The 15,596-nt window shown below is 69.9% G+C and carries 15 protein-coding genes; 11 read left to right on the plus strand and 4 right to left on the minus strand.

The window, feature by feature from the left end:
* Positions 1-13 precede the first annotated feature (13 nt).
* The 4 genes from ACIA6A_RS35160 to ACIA6A_RS35175 are packed head-to-tail and all read left to right on the plus strand — an operon-like array spanning position 14 to position 3,287.
* The gene (locus tag ACIA6A_RS35160) at positions 14-1,036 is read left to right on the plus strand and encodes an ABC transporter ATP-binding protein (RefSeq protein ID WP_396102314.1); all 1,023 of its coding nucleotides are present in this window, start codon (positions 14-16) and stop codon (positions 1,034-1,036) included.
* The gene (locus ACIA6A_RS35165; RefSeq protein ID WP_396102315.1) at positions 1,033-1,668 is read left to right on the plus strand and encodes an ABC transporter permease; all 636 of its coding nucleotides are present in this window, start codon (positions 1,033-1,035) and stop codon (positions 1,666-1,668) included. The genes ACIA6A_RS35160 and ACIA6A_RS35165 overlap by 4 nt, the downstream gene beginning before the upstream one ends.
* Positions 1,665-2,348: an ABC transporter permease gene (locus ACIA6A_RS35170; RefSeq protein ID WP_396102316.1), complete on the plus strand. Its 684-nt coding sequence runs from the start codon at positions 1,665-1,667 to the stop codon at positions 2,346-2,348. Before ACIA6A_RS35165 ends, ACIA6A_RS35170 begins: the two co-directional genes overlap by 4 nt.
* Positions 2,349-2,360: 12 nt before the next feature.
* A complete protein-coding gene (locus tag ACIA6A_RS35175; protein WP_396102317.1) occupies positions 2,361-3,287 on the plus strand; it encodes an ABC transporter substrate-binding protein in 927 nt (308 codons plus the stop codon).
* 60 nt (positions 3,288-3,347) lie between these two features.
* Here the strand turns inward: ACIA6A_RS35175 and rfbD are convergent, their stop codons facing one another.
* Both rfbD and rfbB read right to left on the minus strand, forming a co-directional pair.
* Positions 3,348-4,178, minus strand: a complete 831-nt coding sequence (gene rfbD, locus ACIA6A_RS35180; protein WP_396102318.1) for a dTDP-4-dehydrorhamnose reductase — start codon at positions 4,176-4,178, stop codon at positions 3,348-3,350.
* A complete protein-coding gene (gene rfbB / locus ACIA6A_RS35185) occupies positions 4,178-5,155 on the minus strand; it encodes a dTDP-glucose 4,6-dehydratase (protein WP_396102319.1) in 978 nt (325 codons plus the stop codon). Before rfbB ends, rfbD begins: the two co-directional genes overlap by 1 nt.
* A 46-nt stretch (positions 5,156-5,201) precedes the next feature.
* On the opposite strand from rfbB, the gene rfbA reads away from it, so the two are divergent.
* The 3 genes from rfbA (at position 5,202) to ACIA6A_RS35200 (ending at position 8,525) form a co-directional block, all read left to right on the plus strand.
* Positions 5,202-6,086 (plus strand): glucose-1-phosphate thymidylyltransferase RfbA, encoded by an 885-nt coding sequence (gene rfbA / locus ACIA6A_RS35190; RefSeq protein WP_396102320.1) that lies wholly within the window; start codon positions 5,202-5,204, stop codon positions 6,084-6,086.
* A complete protein-coding gene (locus ACIA6A_RS35195; protein ID WP_396102322.1) occupies positions 6,083-6,682 on the plus strand; it encodes a dTDP-4-dehydrorhamnose 3,5-epimerase family protein in 600 nt (199 codons plus the stop codon). Before rfbA ends, ACIA6A_RS35195 begins: the two co-directional genes overlap by 4 nt.
* A 337-nt stretch (positions 6,683-7,019) precedes the next feature.
* Positions 7,020-8,525 carry a sugar transferase gene (locus tag ACIA6A_RS35200; RefSeq protein WP_396102323.1) on the plus strand — a complete coding sequence of 502 codons (1,506 nt, stop codon included), beginning with the start codon at positions 7,020-7,022 and terminating at the stop codon, positions 8,523-8,525.
* A 44-nt stretch (positions 8,526-8,569) separates the two neighbouring features.
* Here the strand turns inward: ACIA6A_RS35200 and ACIA6A_RS35205 are convergent, their stop codons facing one another.
* Both ACIA6A_RS35205 and ACIA6A_RS35210 read right to left on the minus strand, forming a co-directional pair.
* The gene (locus tag ACIA6A_RS35205; protein ID WP_396102325.1) at positions 8,570-9,541 is read right to left on the minus strand and encodes a glycosyltransferase family 2 protein; all 972 of its coding nucleotides are present in this window, start codon (positions 9,539-9,541) and stop codon (positions 8,570-8,572) included.
* Complete coding sequence (locus tag ACIA6A_RS35210; RefSeq protein WP_396102326.1) at positions 9,541-10,134, minus strand: WecB/TagA/CpsF family glycosyltransferase; 594 nt, start codon at positions 10,132-10,134, stop codon at positions 9,541-9,543. Before ACIA6A_RS35210 ends, ACIA6A_RS35205 begins: the two co-directional genes overlap by 1 nt.
* Before the next feature lie 343 nt (positions 10,135-10,477).
* Here ACIA6A_RS35210 and ACIA6A_RS35215 point away from each other — a divergent pair, with 343 nt between their 5' ends.
* The 4 genes from ACIA6A_RS35215 to ACIA6A_RS35230 all read left to right on the plus strand — a co-directional run bounded on the left by ACIA6A_RS35215 (position 10,478) and on the right by ACIA6A_RS35230 (position 15,583).
* Entirely contained in the window at positions 10,478-11,428 is a 951-nt protein-coding gene (locus ACIA6A_RS35215) for a glycosyltransferase (protein ID WP_396102327.1), read from the plus strand.
* On the plus strand, positions 11,425-13,242 hold the full coding sequence (locus ACIA6A_RS35220) for a DUF4082 domain-containing protein (RefSeq protein WP_396102328.1): 1,818 nt from the start codon (positions 11,425-11,427) through the stop codon (positions 13,240-13,242). The genes ACIA6A_RS35215 and ACIA6A_RS35220 overlap by 4 nt, the downstream gene beginning before the upstream one ends.
* Positions 13,243-13,319: 77 nt before the next feature.
* Complete coding sequence (locus ACIA6A_RS35225; RefSeq protein WP_396102329.1) at positions 13,320-14,216, plus strand: hypothetical protein; 897 nt, start codon at positions 13,320-13,322, stop codon at positions 14,214-14,216.
* A gap of 2 nt (positions 14,217-14,218) precedes the next feature.
* Positions 14,219-15,583 carry an O-antigen ligase family protein gene (locus ACIA6A_RS35230; protein ID WP_396102330.1) on the plus strand — a complete coding sequence of 455 codons (1,365 nt, stop codon included), beginning with the start codon at positions 14,219-14,221 and terminating at the stop codon, positions 15,581-15,583.
* Positions 15,584-15,596 lie beyond the last annotated feature (13 nt).

Genomic DNA, 15,596 nt, shown 5'->3' on the forward strand with positions numbered 1-15,596 from the left:
TGCCAGGAGCACCATGATCACTTTTGAGGACGTCGTCAAGATCTATCCCGGCGGCAGTACGGCAGTGGATCATCTTTCCCTGGAACTGCCCACCGGCAAGACGACGGTCCTCGTGGGGCCCTCCGGGTGCGGTAAGACCACGTCGCTGCGCATGATCAATCGCATGGTGAGCCCCTCGTCGGGGCGGGTGCTGATCGACGGGAAGGACGTGGCGCAACAGGACGAGGCCCTGCTCAGGCGCAGTATCGGCTACGTCATCCAGAGCGCCGGGCTGTTCCCGCACCGGACCGTGCTGGACAACGTCGCGACCGTGCCGATGCTGCTCGGGCAGTCGAAGAAGCAGGCCCGGGCGGCCGCCGCCGGGCTGCTGGAGCGGGTCGGGCTGTCCGCCGAGTTCGCCGGGCGATACCCCGCCCAGCTCTCCGGTGGCCAGCAGCAGCGGGTCGGCGTGGCCCGGGCACTGGCCGCGGACCCGCCGGTCATGCTGATGGACGAGCCGTTCAGCGCCGTCGACCCGGTGGTGCGCGAGGGGCTGCACCGCGAGTTCCTGCGCCTGCAGCAGGAGCTGGGCAAGACTATCGTGATGGTGACCCATGACATCGACGAGGCGATCAAGCTCGGTGACGTGGTCGTGATCCTGCGCCAGGGCGGCCGGCTGGCCCAGATCGGCACCCCCCGGGAGCTCCTGGAGCACCCCGCCGACGAGTTCGTCGCCGAGTTCGTGGGCCGTGACCGCGGTCTGCGCAGCCTCTCGTTCGACACCGCCGACGACCTGCCGGTGCGCCCGGTGACCGACGCGGGCGGCCCCGAGCTGGTGCTGGACGCGGCCGGGCGCCCGGTGGGCTGGAAGACCGCGGACGGCACCGAGGACACCGCGGGCACGTTCACCCGGGCGGACTCGCTGCGGGTGGTCACCGACCTGGCGATCACCTCGCCGGTCGGGATCGCGGTGCGGGTCGGCCCCGACGGTGCCGCCGACGGTCTGGTGCGCCACCACGACCTCGTCGACCACCTGGCGGCCCGGCGCTCGCGATGATCAATTATCTGAACAACAACACCGACACCATCCTGGCCGCACTGCGCCAGCACATGTTCCTGGCGCTGCTCCCGGTGGTCATCGGCTTCGCCGCGGCGCTGCCGATCGGCTACCTCGGCGTACGGTTCCCGCGGTTCTACCATCCGCTGGTCAACGTGTGCGGCGTGCTGTACTCGATCCCGTCGCTCGCGCTGTTCGTGTTCCTGCCGGTGGTCCTCGGCACGAAGGTCCTGTCACCGATCAACATCGTGGTGGCGCTGTCCATCTACACGGTCGCGCTGCTCGCCCGCACCGTCGCCGACGGGCTGCGCTCGGTCGACCCGTTGATCGCCCAGGCGGCCACCGCGATGGGCTACCGCCGGTTCAAGCGGCTCACCGACGTCGAGCTGCCCGTCGCCCTGCCGGTGATCCTCGCCGGGCTGCGGGCCGCGACGGTCGCCAACATCAGCCTGGTGAGCGTCGGCGCGCTGATCGGCGTCGGCGGGCTCGGCCAGCTGTTCACCCGTGGGTTCCAGCTGTTCTACCTCGAGCCCATCATCGTCGGCATCATCCTGTCCGTCCTGCTCGCGGCCGTGGCCGACCTCGTGATCGTGCTGGTCCAGCGCGTTCTCACCCCATGGAGCCGCGTGTGAACCTCTCCTATCTGTTCGACCCGGAGCACTGGGGTCTGTCCACGCCGGGCGGGTTCCCCCAGTTGCTGCTCTCGCACCTGGGTTACTCGGTGCTGGCGCTGCTCATCGGCACCGCGATCGCGCTGCCGGTCGGGTTGTACATCGGGCACACCGGGCGCGGTTCGTTCATCGCCATCAACGCCGGCAACGCCGGGCGGTCGCTGCCCACGCTGGGCCTGCTGATGCTGATGGTCACGCTGCTCGGCCTGGGCCTGCTGCCGGTGCTCATCGCGCTGACCGTCCTGGTCGTCCCGCCGATCCTGACCTCGGCGTACGCCGGGATGCGCAGCCTGGACCGCCGGGTGGTCGACGCCGCCGAGGGCATGGGCATGCGTCCCTGGCAGGTGCTGACCCGCGTCGAGTTCCCGATGGCCCTGCCGGTGCTGATGAGCGGCTTCCGCAGCGCGATGCTGCAGGTGGTCGCGACCGCGACGGTGGCGGCCGCGGTCGGTCTCGGCGGGCTCGGCCGGTTGCTGATCGACGGTCTGGCCGTCAACGACTACTCCCGGGTGCTGGCCGGCGCCATCGTCGTCGCGCTGCTGGCCGTCACCCTCGACCTGGTCCTCGCGCTCGCTCAGCGCTGGATCGTCTCCCCTGGGCTGAGCGGCCGGACGTCCCGGCCGCGCCAGTCCGCCAACTGAAAGGTCCCACTCATGTCACGCATCCGTATGGCCGGCGCAGCTGTCGCCGGTCTCGCTCTCACCTTGGCCCTGACCGCGTGCGGCGCCGACAGCGACCCGCTGGCCGACGACGACAGCGGTTCGTCCAGCTCGACGGTCACCATCGGCTCGGCGAACTTCGCCGAGAGCGAGCTGCTCGCCGAGATCTACGCCCAGGCCCTCGAGGCCAAGAAGGTCACGGTCAAGCGGACGTTCAACATCGGCGCCCGTGAGCTATACCTGAAGGCGCTGCAGGACGGCTCGATCGACCTGCTGCCGGAGTACAACGGCGCGCTGCTCTCCGCGCTGCAGACCGGCGGGGCGCCGGAGGGCGTCAGCAGCCCGGAGGACGTGCTCGCGGCGCTGAAGAAGGTCCTGCCGACCGGCACCGAGGTGCTGGAGCAGGCCGCGGCCGAGGACAAGGACACGCTGACCGTCACCCAGGAGACGGCCACCAAGCACAACCTGAAGACCATCGACGACCTCAAGCCGGTCGCCGGCCAGCTCGTCATCGGCGCCGGCCCGGAATGGGCCGAGCGCTACCAGGGCCTGAAGGGCCTCGAAGCGGTGTACGGCGTGAAGTTCAAGGAGTTCAAGCCGCTGGACGCCGGTGGCCCGCTGACGATGAAGGCCCTCGTGGACGGCAACATCCAGGTCGGCAACATCTTCTCCACCGACTCCGGGATCACCACCAACAAGCTGGTCGTCCTCGAGGACCCGAAGAACCTGTACCTCGCGGAGAACATCATCCCGCTGATCCGTTCCGAGGCGAACAACCCGACCGTCTCCGGTGCGCTCAACGCGGTGTCGGCGAAGCTGACGACCGAGAACCTCACGACGTACCTCGCCAAGGTGCAGGTCGACAAGCAGGACACCGCGTCGGTGGCCAAGGCCTTCCTGACCGAGAACGGTCTCGCCTGATCGTTCACCGCTCGCCGAACGCCGCCCGGGTACCTGCACCCGGGCGGCGTTCCCGTGTGCTCAGCGCAGCACCGGCAGCGCGTCGGTGAGCATCGTGCGCCAGTGCGGGAGGGGGTCCACGCCGGTGCCGGACCAGGCGTCGTGGCCCAGGACGCTGTAGGCCGGGCGCCGGGCCGGCCTCGGGAACCGGTCGCTGGTGGTGGGGCGGATCCGGGCCGGGTCGAGGCCCGCCTCGGTGAAGACCGCCCGGGCCAGGCCGTGCCAGGTGGTGGAGCCCGCCGCGGTGCCGTGGTAGACGCCGGGTGCGGGTCGCGCCCCGGCCATCGCGACCACCTGTCTGGCGAGCGCGTAGGACCAGGTGGGCGGGCCCACCTGGTCGTCGACGACATCGAGGGTGGGACGTTCGCCGGCCAGCCGCAGCATGGTGCGCACGAAGTTGGGGCCGTGGGCGCCGTACAGCCAGGCCGTGCGCACGACCGATCCCCCGGACGCGAGCACGGCGCGTTCGCCCAGGGCTTTACCGCGACCGTACGCGTTGAGCGGCGCCGGCACCGCGTCCTCGCGGTAGGGGGTGGTGGCGGCACCGTCGAAGACGTAGTCCGTGGAGAAATGGATCAGGCGGGGCCCGGCCGCGGCGGCGAGGGTTCGCACAGCGTCACCGTTGATCGCGGTCGCGGCCCGCTCGTCACTCTCGGCTCCGTCCACGTCGGTCCACCCGGCGGTGTTGAGCACGACGTCGGCACCGGTGACCGCGGCCCGGACCGCCGCGGGGTCGGTGATGTCGAGATCGGCCCGGGTCGCGGCGACCACGTCGGCCTCCCCCACCTCGGCCAGGACCGCGCACAGGTCCCGGCCGAGCATGCCGCCGGCGCCGGTGACCAGCCAGCGCATCAGGCGCCGCCCCGGGCCTTGAGCGGCTCCCACCAGTCCCGGTGGTCGCGGTACCAGGCGACGGTGGACGCGAGGCCGTCGGCCAGGCCGATCCGTGGCGCGTACCCGAGTTCCTCGCTGATCTTGGTGATGTCGAGCGAGTAGCGGCGGTCGTGGCCCTTGCGGTCGGCGACCGGGACCACCATGTCCCAGTCCGCGCCGCAGGCCTCGAGCAGCCGGCCGGTCAGGTCGTGGTTGGTGAGCTCGGTGCCGCCACCGATGTGGTAGACCTCGCCGGGCCGGCCCTTCTCCAGGGCGAGCTGGATGCCGCGGCAGTGGTCGGCGACGTGCAGCCAGTCGCGGATGTTCCCGCCGTCGCCGTACAGCGGCACCGGCTCACCGTCGAGCAGGTTGGTGACGAACAGCGGGATCAGCTTCTCCGGGAACTGGTGCGGGCCGTAGTTATTGGAACAGCGGGTGACGACGACGTCCATACCGTGGGTGCGGTGGGCGGCCAGGGCCAGCAGGTCGGAACCGGCCTTGGAGGCGGCGTACGGCGAGTTCGGCGACAGCGGCCAGGTCTCGGTCCACGAACCCTCGGCGATCGAGCCGTAGACCTCGTCGGTGGAGACGTGCACGAAGCGCCCGACGCCCGCGTCCCGGGCCGCGTCCAGCAACAGCTGGGTGCCGAGCACGTTGGTGGTGACGAACGGGAGCGCACCCTCGATCGACCGGTCCACATGCGACTCGGCGGCAAAGTGGACAATGGCGTCATGCCCGGGCAACAGATCACGGAGCAGCCCGGAATCCGTTATATCACCGTGAACAAAACGCAGTCGGGTATCCGTCAGTGGCAGATTGGCTCGATTGCCCGAATAGGACAACGAGTCGAGGACCGTCACCGAGGAACCGGCCGCTCCTGCATAATCGCCGTTCAGCACCGCTCTGACATAGGCCGATCCGATAAAACCGGCACCGCCGGTCACTAAAATCTGCACGGCTGGCGAGTGTACCCGCACCACCTGATCTCCATAGTCTTTCCGGGTGCGCGGAATCCTGCTCGCCGGTGGTACCGGCTCCCGGCTCTGGCCGATCACGATGGCCATGTCCAAACAGCTCATGCCGATCTTCGACAAACCGATGATCTACTACCCTCTGACCACATTGGTGTCCGCCGGGATCCGCGAGATCCTGGTGATCACGACACCCGATGATCAACCCCATTTCCAGCGCCTGCTGGGCGACGGCAGCCGTTTCGGTCTCGCCCTGACGTATGCGCAACAGCCGAAACCGGAGGGAATCGCGCAGGCGTTCACCATCGGCGCCGATTTCATCGGGGACGACCCGGTCGCGCTGATCCTCGGCGACAACATCTTCCACGGCGTGGGCCTGGGCCGGCAGCTCGCCCGGTTCCGGGAACCGGCCGGCGGTCGTGTCTTCGCCTACCCGGTCGCCGATCCCGAACGCTACGGCGTGGTGGACTTCGACGAGAACGGCAAGGTGACCTCGATCGAGGAGAAACCCGATCACCCCCGGTCGACGTACGTGGTACCCGGGCTCTACTTCTACGACGCCGACGTGGTCCGGATCGCCGAGAAGCTGGAGCCCAGCGCGCGCGGCGAGCTCGAGATCACCGCGGTGAACGAGGAGTACCGCCGGCGCGGCCGCCTCGACGTGACGGTCCTGGACCGGGGCACCGTGTGGCTGGACACCGGCACGTTCCAGTCGATGGTCCAGGCCTCGGAGTACGTCCGGGTCATCGAGGAACGCCAGGGCCTGAAGATCGGCTGCGTCGAGGAGGCGGCCTGGCGGCTCGGCTTCGTCTCCGACACCGAGCTGCGCGAGCTGGCCGGGCCGCTGCTGAAGAGCGGTTACGGCGACTATCTCGTACGCCTGCTGGAGACCGGCCGGTTCGGCGGTGCGCGATGAGGATCCGTCCATTGAGCGTCGAGGGCGCGTTCGAGGTCACCCCGGTCCAGCACGGCGACGCCCGGGGGACGTTCCTGGAGTGGTACCGCTTCGACGCGCTGGCCGCCGCCGTGGGGCATCCGCTGGACCTGGCCCAGGCCAACCTCTCCGTCTCGGCCCGCGGCGCCGTCCGGGGCATCCACTTCGCCGACGTGCCACCGGGACAGGCCAAGTACGTCACCTGCGTGTCGGGGGCGGTCCTCGACGTGGTGGTGGACCTGCGGCTCGGCTCGCCGACGTTCGGGACCTGGGACAGCGTGCGGCTCGACGACACCGACCGGCGGGCCGTGTACCTCGCCGAGGGGCTGGGGCACGGGTTCTGCGCGCTGACCGAGGGTGCCGTGGTGACCTATCTGTGCTCGAGCACGTACCGCCCGGGGCACGAGCACGGCATCGACCCGCTCGATCCGGAGCTCGGCATCGCGTGGCCCACCGACACCCCGCTGCTGTCCACGAAGGACGAGCAGGCGCCGTCGCTGGCCCGGGCACGGGAGACCGGTCTGCTGCCCGACCACGCGGCGTGCTCGGCGTACGCCGCCGCGAGCCGTCGGATGTAATACATTCACGCTTCCCGTTCGGCCGATTGACCACACCCCTGCGGTGGCGTATGGAACTGCCTCCGGAGCAACATTTCTGGCACGTTACCGTCCACAGTACACCGAGAATTACATAAGTCCGTTCTGACCACCCTTGCCCCGTTGCAGTAAACGGCCTCCTCCGATTCACCAATCATGCGGAACGTAAGGGGGTAGCGCGGAAGGCAAACGATTACCCATGCTTTCAAGGAGGTCCCGCGGGTGGCCGAATTCCCTTGAGCACGGCACCGATAGGCATGCCCGGCGAACGCCGGGCGAGCGGGCCGCCGGTGGTCGTAGTCGAAGACGGAGGCTGAGCGTGCAGACGATCGATCCGGGTTGGGACGTCGGGTTAAGCGACGACAAACCGGAGGTGAACGCCCTACGGGGACAACAGATCCGCGCCGTCGCACCCCATCCGGGCTGGCGCGGCAGGTACGCGAGGCGGCTGGTCCTCCTCGACTGGGTGGTCGGTCTGGTGGCCGCCGCCTCGGCCCTCTTCCTGCGATTCGGCTCGTCCGACATCCCGCTGTTCCCGCAGGAATACCTATTGTTGACCTTGCTATTCCCGCTGGCCTGGACCGGCACCCTGGCGATTAACCGCGCGTACGAGCAGCGGCACCTGTTCGTCGGCACCGACGAATACGCCCGGGTGTTCCGTTCCGGGCTCGGCCTGACCGCGACGCTGGCCATTTTCTCATTCGCGTTCGATCTGCGGCTGGCCCGTGGATACGTCATTATCGCGATTCCGCTGGCCACCGTCGTCGACGTCACCGCCCGGTACCTGTTCCGGCGGATGCTGCACCGCTCCTGGGCCCGCGGGGACCGCCTGCACCGGGTCATCCTGGTCGGGCACGCCCGGGCGGTGGCCGACACCACCCGCCAGCTGCGCCACGAGAGCCACCACGGCCTCGGCATCGTCGGCGCCTGCCTGCCGAGCGCCACCACCGACGGCCTCAGCGCGGCCCTGCCACCCATCTACGGCACGTTCGACGGGGTCGCCGCCGCGGTGAGCCGCTCCGGCGCGGACACCGTCGTGGTCCTGTCCTGCCCGGAGATCGACGGCGCGGCGCTGCGCCGGCTCGCCTGGCAGCTCGAACGTGACGACATCGACCTGATCGTGGCCAGCACGCTGGTCGACGTGGCCGGCGACCGGACCACCATCCGCCCGGTCGAGGGCCTGCCGATGCTGCATGTCGAGCACCCCCGGCTCAAGGGCAGTTCCCGGCTGGTCAAAGCCGCTTTCGACCGGGTCGGGGCGCTGCTGCTGCTGACCCTGGCGGCGCCGGTGCTGGCCGCCGTGGCCCTGGCGGTGATGTTCGGTCCGGGCGGGCGCGGCCCGAGCGTCTTCCGGCAGGAACGGGTCGGCAAGGACGGCCGGCTGTTCGTGCTCTACAAGTTCCGCACCATGGTGGTGAACGCCGAGGCCCGGCTGCAGGAGCTGCGCAACCTCAACGACACCGACGGCGAGCTGTTCAAGATGCGCAAGGACCCCCGGGTCACCCCGGTGGGCCGCTGGTTGCGCCGCTTCTCGCTCGACGAGCTGCCCCAGCTGGTCAACGTGCTCAAGGGCGACATGTCGCTGGTCGGCCCGCGGCCCCCACTGGCCAAGGAGGTGGCCGGGTACCCGGCCGACATGCGGCGGCGCCTCGTGGTCAAACCCGGCCTGACCGGGTTGTGGCAGGTGTCCGGCCGCTCGGATCTCTCCTGGGAGGAGTCGATCCGGCTCGACCTGACGTACGTGGAGAACTGGACGCTCTCCATGGACATCGCGATCCTGGCCCGCACCGCCAGCGCGGTGGTCCGCAGCTCCGGCGCCTACTGACAGCACAGCGCCCCGCCGGACGGATCCGGCGGGGCGGCTCGTGCTCAGGCGGACGTGGCGTCCAGGACCGCGGTGCGGGGCGGGCGGGGCTCGTCGACCTCGGGCCAGCCGGCCGCCCAGACATGCCGCTCGCGCCAGATCGCCGGCCAGTCGACACCACCGCGGCGCAGCACGGCACGCCCGGCCGCGCGCAGGCCCACACCGGTCTTGAGCAGGCCGAGCGCGAGCCGGGCGCGCGGACGCGACCAGTGTCCCCGTACATAGGTGGCCTTGCCCCTGAGGATCTTGATCCGTTGCCCCTCGGAACTCGACGAGGCGCCGCCGACGTGCTCCACGGCCGCCTCCGGGACGACGACCGGACGGGCGCCGAGAGCCGCGGCCCGGGTGCACAGGTCGATGTCGTCGCTGTAGAGGAAATACCGCGGGTCGAAGCCACCGAGCTCGTTGAACAGCTCGCGGTCGACCAGCATGCAGCAGCCGGACACCGCCGGGACCTCGCGGACGCTGCGGCGGTCGTAGCCGGGCAGGCCCTCCGGGTTGGCCCAGGCGCGGCCCGGGAACGCCGCGGACAGGCCGGTCGCGTACGCCGCGTACCCGCGCAGACTGGGCAGGCCCCAGCAGCAGTACATGTCGTCGGTGCCGTCCGCGTGCAGGGTCCGCGCGGTGTAGATGCGGTGTTCCGGGTGCCGCCGGGCGAACCGGGCGAGCTCGGCGACCGGATGACCGACCGGGGCCGCGTCGGGGTTGAGCAGTTGCAGGTACGCGCCCGTGCTCGCCACCGCACCCCGGTTGACGGCCCGGCCCCAGCCCACGTTCTCGGCCAGCCGGATGAGGCGTACCTCGGGGAAGGCCCGGGCGATCGCGTCGGCGGACCCGTCCGCCGACGCGTTGTCGACGACCGTGACGTCGAACGGCACGTCCATGGTCCGGCTCGCGAGCAGCGTGCGCAGGCAGCGCTGGATCAGGTCTTTGGTGTTGTAGGAGACGATGACGACCGAGACGTCCGGGTGGCCCATCAGGACCGGCCCCGGAGACGTTCGCGGGCGCTGCCGGCCAGCAGGCGCACCGCGAACGGCGCGTCGTCGACGAGGTAGCGGCGCATCAGGCGGCGGGGTTCCATGGCGAGGCGGTGGACCCACTCCAGGCCGGTGTCCTGCATCCAGCCGGGCGCGCGGGAGTGCGCGCCGGCCACGAAACCGATGGCCGCGCCGCAGCCCATGAACCAGGTCCGGGGCAGGCGGGGGCGCAGGCGCTCGATCACCCGCTCCTGCTTGGGGAAGCCGAACCCGGCGAAGACGACGTCCGGGGCGGCGCCGGCGACCTCGTCGCAGACCTCCGCGTACTCCTCGGGACGGGTGTCGAAACCGAACGCCGGGCTGAGGTTGCCGGCGATCTTGAGGTGCGGCAGCCGCTCCCGCAGCACCTCCTCGGCGCGTTCGGACGTGCCCGGTTCACCACCGAGCAGGTAGACGCTGCGCCCGGCGTCCGCCATCGCCGCGGAAAGGCTCCAGATCAGATCCGAGCCGGGCACCCGGGCGGGCAGCGGGTGCCCGGCGATCCGGCTGGCCCAAATGAGCGGTTTGCCGTCCGCGACGACGATCTCTGACATTTCGAGATGATGACGTGAATCCGCATCACGCAGTATTCGCCGCAGTATGTCCACATTGGGCGTGATAATGGTTCCGCCACGGCCGGCGGACTGCTCCGCCAGCACAAGATCAATGACATCTGCCTCGCGGAGTGGATCAAATCCAATGCCTGCAAGAGGTACGGTTTTCCGTTGCCGGACAAGGGTTTCCGAGGTTTCCTGAGAGACCTTCACAGGTGCAAGGTACCGGCGAAGCCGATGTGGACAGAGAGACGAATGGGTGCACAGTCTGTCATCTATGCGATAGCACCCTCGTCCTTTCGACCGGTTGTTCCGGTCTGATCCGGGACGGATGCTTCACGGCATGCGAATCAGTGTCATCGTGCCCGCTTTCAATGAGGAAGCGGGGATCGGCACCGTCTTGCGCACATTGACCGATCCGGTGGAAAAAGGCTCCGACATGGAGATTGTCGTGGCCGCCAACGGATGCACCGACCGGACGGCCGAGATCGCCCGCACCTTCGACGTCCACGTGGTCGAGATCGCCACGCCGTCGAAGGCCGCGGCCCTCAACGCCGCCGACCGGATCGCCACCGGCACCGTGCGCGTCTACATGGACGCCGACTCCCCCGCCGACATACCCCTCATCCGGAAGCTGGCCGACGCGGTCGAGCGGCCGGGCGTCGAGGGCGCGGTGCCCCGGCCGGTGGTCGACACGTCGTCGAGCACGCTGCCGGTGCGCGCGTACTACGCCATCAACAGCCGGCTGCCGATCTTCCGCGGGCGCCTGTTCGGCCGCGGCGTCATCGCGATCTCCGCGACGGCCCGGGCCCGGTTCCCGCGCTTCCCCGACATCACCGCCGACGACATGCTCGTCGACGCGGTCGTGGCCCCGGGCGAGAAGGCCGAGATCGACGCCCCGATCAGCGTGCTCGCCCCGCGCACCGGCGGCGAGCTCGTGCGCCGGCTGGCCCGCTCGCGCGACGGCAACGCCGAGTTCTGGCGGTTCGTGGCGTCGGCGCCGGACGGTTTCGGGGAGCTGCCCGGCCCGGTCGCCGGATCGAGCACCACGTCCTGGATGCGCAACGTGGTGCTGCGGGCCCCCTGGCTCGCGCCCGCGGCGGTCGTGTACGTCGCCGTCGTGCTGCTCGCCGAACGCAAACGCCGGTCCGCGTCCTGGGACGTCCGCTCCGGCTGGGGACGCGCCGCCCCGGCCGCCCCGGCCGCCCCGGCCTCGCCCGCTGTCGTCCCGCCGGCCGCTGTCGTCCCGGCTCAGCGCCGGGCGGCCGAGTCGAGGGTCGACCAGAGCGGATGACCATCGCTCATCGGGGGAAGATCGTCTTCACCGCCGCCGCGGTGCTGCTCCTGCTGGTCACCGGCGTCGCCGTGGCGTGGTGGCGGGGTGGCGAGGGGCCCGCGCCGGTGGCGGCGGTGCCGAGCTACTCGTTCTTCGGCGCCACGGACGGCTCCGGCGCCACCACCGGCCCGGACGCCCGCCCGGTCGAGCTGGGCCTGCGGTTCACCTCGCGCAGCGCCGGTCAGCTGACCGCGGTGCGGTTCCTGACCGACGGCGGCGGCCCGCACACGGTCAGCGTGTGGAGCGGCAACGGGGACAGACTGGCCACCGGCACCGCGACCGAGGCCGCCGGCTCCGGATGGCAGCAGGTGCCGCTGACCGAGCCGCTCGCCGTGGAGCCGGGACGTGAGTACGTCGTCTCGTACCACACCACCGGCTACCGGGTCTCGCAGAACTACTTCGCCGACCGCGCCGCCGAGGCCGGCCCGCTGAGCACCGTCGGTGCCGGGGTCTTCGAGTACGGCGACGGGGGCTTCCCGGCGCGGACCGCGAGCGAGAGCAACTACTGGGTCGACGTGGTCTTCACCGGGCTCATGTCGCCGAGCGTGCCGCCCCAGGCCGTACGCGATGTCCTGGACCTGCCGCCGATCCCCTGGGAGGGCGGCCCGGAGTACTACGCCACGTTCCCCGTCGGCAAGGCGGCGAGCTGGACCGACCCGGACTTCTTCCCGATCGGCGTCTGGTACGAGGGCGTGCAGGCACAGGAGGACGTCGACAAGGACAAGGCGGCCGGGCTCAACACGTACGTGATGCTCACCGCGGATTCCGACATGGGTCTCATCGAACGCGCCGGTATGCACGCGATGACCGCGGACCGGCGCCCGGACAGCGGCGCGGAGACGACCGCCTGGATCATCAACGACGAGGTCGACATGTGGGCCGGCGCCGGTGCCGGGAAGTGGACCGGCAAGTATCCCGGCGAGGGCGACGTCTGCGCCTCGGGAAAGACCGACTGCGGCTTCGACGTGATGACGAGACTGTCGGCCGGTCTGCCGTCCGGAGACGGCCGGATGAGGTACGCCAACTTCGGCAAGGGCGTCATGTTCTGGCAGTCCGACGCCGACGCGAGCAAGTTCGTGAACGGGTACACGACCGTGGTGTCCAACGACATCTACTGGTACACCGACCCGAACGTCTGCTACTCGGCGTCGGAGGGGCCGCGGCTGGGCATCACGGCGAGCACCTGCCGCCGGGCCGCCAACTACGGGCTGACGATGGACCGGATGCGCGAGATCGACGCGATGGACGGCAGACGCCAGCCGGTGTACGCGTTCGTCGAGGTCGGGCACCCGTTCGAGCAGAGCACCGCGCCGACCATCACGCCGGAACAGACCGCCGGGGCGGTGGTCAACTCCCTGATCCACGAGGCGCGGGGGGTGCTCTACTTCAACCACAACTTCGGCGGCCCGTGCGTCTCCCAGCACGTGCTCAGGGACGCCTGCGGCGACGCGGTACGCCCGGTGGTGACCGAGCTCAACCGGCGCGTCACCAGCCTCGCCCCGGTGCTCAACTCCCCGTCGTACGAGTGGAGGTTCGCCGACGGCCTCGACACGATGCTCAAGGCGCACGACGGGTCGTACTACGTGTTCGCGATGCCGGGGCGCACCGGCGGGACCGGCGAGCAGAAGCTGACCCTCCCGCTCGGACTGTCCGGGACCGAGGCCGAGGTGCTGTTCGAGAACCGGAAGCTGCCCATCACCATGGGCGCTTTCACCGACACGTTCGCCGAGGAATTCAGCTATCACGTCTACCGGATCCGCCCGTCAGGCTGACTTGTCACGCCGCGGTCCACGGGGCAAGACTTGACGTTCGTCCACTTGCGAAACACGACATCGACAGCGGGGCTGAAGTGGATTTTTGGGACCTCACCAAGCTGATGTTCCGGCGCTGGTATGTCTCCGTACCCCTGTTCCTCGTGGCGGTCGGAGCCACTCTCTATGTCGCGTCGCGGGTCGAGCCCGACTACGTCGCGACCAGCTACGTGCAGCTGGTGCCACCCGCGATCACGCCGAAGGCCACCGACGACACGAAGGCGTCCGCGCGCAACCCGTGGCTCGATCTCGGGCTCGCGTCGCTGACCAAGGCCGCCATGATCTCCGTACAGGATCAGAAGGTGGTCAAGCAGCTGGAGCAGGCCGGGTTCAGCGACGACTTCACCGCGGTCCAGGACCCGCAGCTGCCGATCGTGACGTTCGAGGTCATCGGCGACGACGAGACCCAGTCGATCCAGACGACCGAACGGCTGGTCAAGCACTTCTCGGACACGGTGCTGACGCTGCAGAAGGAGTACGGCGCGCCCAAGGACCAGATGATCACGGCCCGCCGGCTCGACATGGGCGACAACATCGAGGAATCCACCTCCAAGATCAAGCGGGCGCTGATCGCGGTGGCCGGTGTCGGCGTGCTGCTGGCGACCGCGCTGACCGTCGCGGCGGACGCCGTGTTGCGCCGCCGTCGCCGCAACCGCAGGGAGCCCGAGCCGGACTTCGTCGTGGAGAAGGTGCCGCCGGCGTCCGTCGCGGCGGCCGTGACCATCAAACGGCCACCGGCCCCAGCCCCGGCCCAAGCCCCAGCCCCGGCCGCGCCGTCCGCCCCGCCCGGCAAGGACGCGGCGGCGAAGGCCGTCAAGGTCGAGGAGAAGCCACGTCCCGGCGACGAGACGCAGGTGATCCCGCGGCAGCCCGGTGAGGACACCGTCGTCCTGCCCGCGAGCTGGCAGGTCAAGAACGGCAGCAAACGCCATTGAGCGTGTCCGTGCACCCGACCGACCTCGAGCCGTCCCACGTCGACGCCGGGACGTACGCGACCCGGCGCCGGTTCACCCGGATCGACGCCGCCGGGCTGCTGAGCATCATGGTCGTCCTGCTGCTGCTGATCCCGGCCCGGCTGATCCTGCCGAGCCTCAGCGAGGTGGGCCGCCCGGCGGTGCTGCTCGGTATCGTGCTGTGGTGCTGGTGGGTCCTGGTGCGGTTCAACCCCCGCCTCATGGTGGGCGGGCCGCAGCCGATGCGCTGGATGGTCCTGCTCTACATGGTCGCGCTGCTGATCTCGTACGCCGCGGGGTACTGGCGGGGCCTGAGCGCGATGGAGGCCAACGGCGCCGACCGGGCGCTGCTCGCCGCGATCGGGTTCACCGGCGTCATCCTCACCGCCGCTGACGGCATCCCCAACTGGGACCGGCTGCGCGGCGTCCTGCGGGTGCTGGTCTGGTGCTCCGCGATCGCCGGGCTCCTCGGCCTCGTACAGTTCGTGTTCTGGCTCGACGTCACGCAGTACATCGCCATTCCCGGGCTGTCCTCCAACGGCGTCGTGCCCGGCTTCGAGCAGCGCGGTGGTGCGATCCGGGTGGCGAGCACCATGACGCACTACATCGAGTTCAGCACCGTCATGGCGATCACCCTGCCGTTCGCCATCCATTTCGCCCGCTTCGCCCCGCACCCGCGCACCCGGCAGCTGTTCATCGTGGCGGCGGTGCTCATCGCGGGGGCGATCCCGGCGACCGTCTCGCGCACCGGTTTCGTCGCGGTCGGGCTGGCGCTGCTGGTGATGGTCCCGGTGTGGAGCTGGCGGATGCGCTACAACATGGCGGCGGTCGGCGCGGCCCTCGTGGCCGGCCTGATGGTGGTGCGGCCGTCGCTCACCAACACCCTGGTCGATCTCTTCGCGAATGCCGGTGAGGATTCGAGCATCACCGCCCGCACGAAACGGTACGAAATGGTGGGCTACTACTTCTCCCAACGCCCCTGGTTCGGCCGGGGCACGGGCACCTGGATCTCTCCGCAGTACCAATTCCTGGACAATCAGTGGCTGGCTCAGGCGCTGAGCACCGGCATTGTCGGGGTGACGGTGCTCGCCCTGCTGCACCTGACCGCGATCTCTCTCGCGCTCATTTCACTGCGCCGCTCCACGAGCACGGAAGATCGTCACTTGTGCGCGGCTCTGATCGCCGCACAGATCATCGCCCTGGTGGTGGCGGCCTTCTTCGATTCGCTCAGTTTCAGCACGTACACCATGGTCGTGGGCCTGATGATCGGTCTCACCGGCACGGTCTGGCGGCTGACCCACCCGGCTCGCGTGGTGCGTACCACATTGTCCTCGCGCCTCTCGCAATGAATGACAATGGTAA

It is taken from the genome of Actinoplanes sp. NPDC051494 (assembly GCF_044454705.1).
Lineage (GTDB): Bacteria > Actinomycetota > Actinomycetes > Mycobacteriales > Micromonosporaceae > Actinoplanes.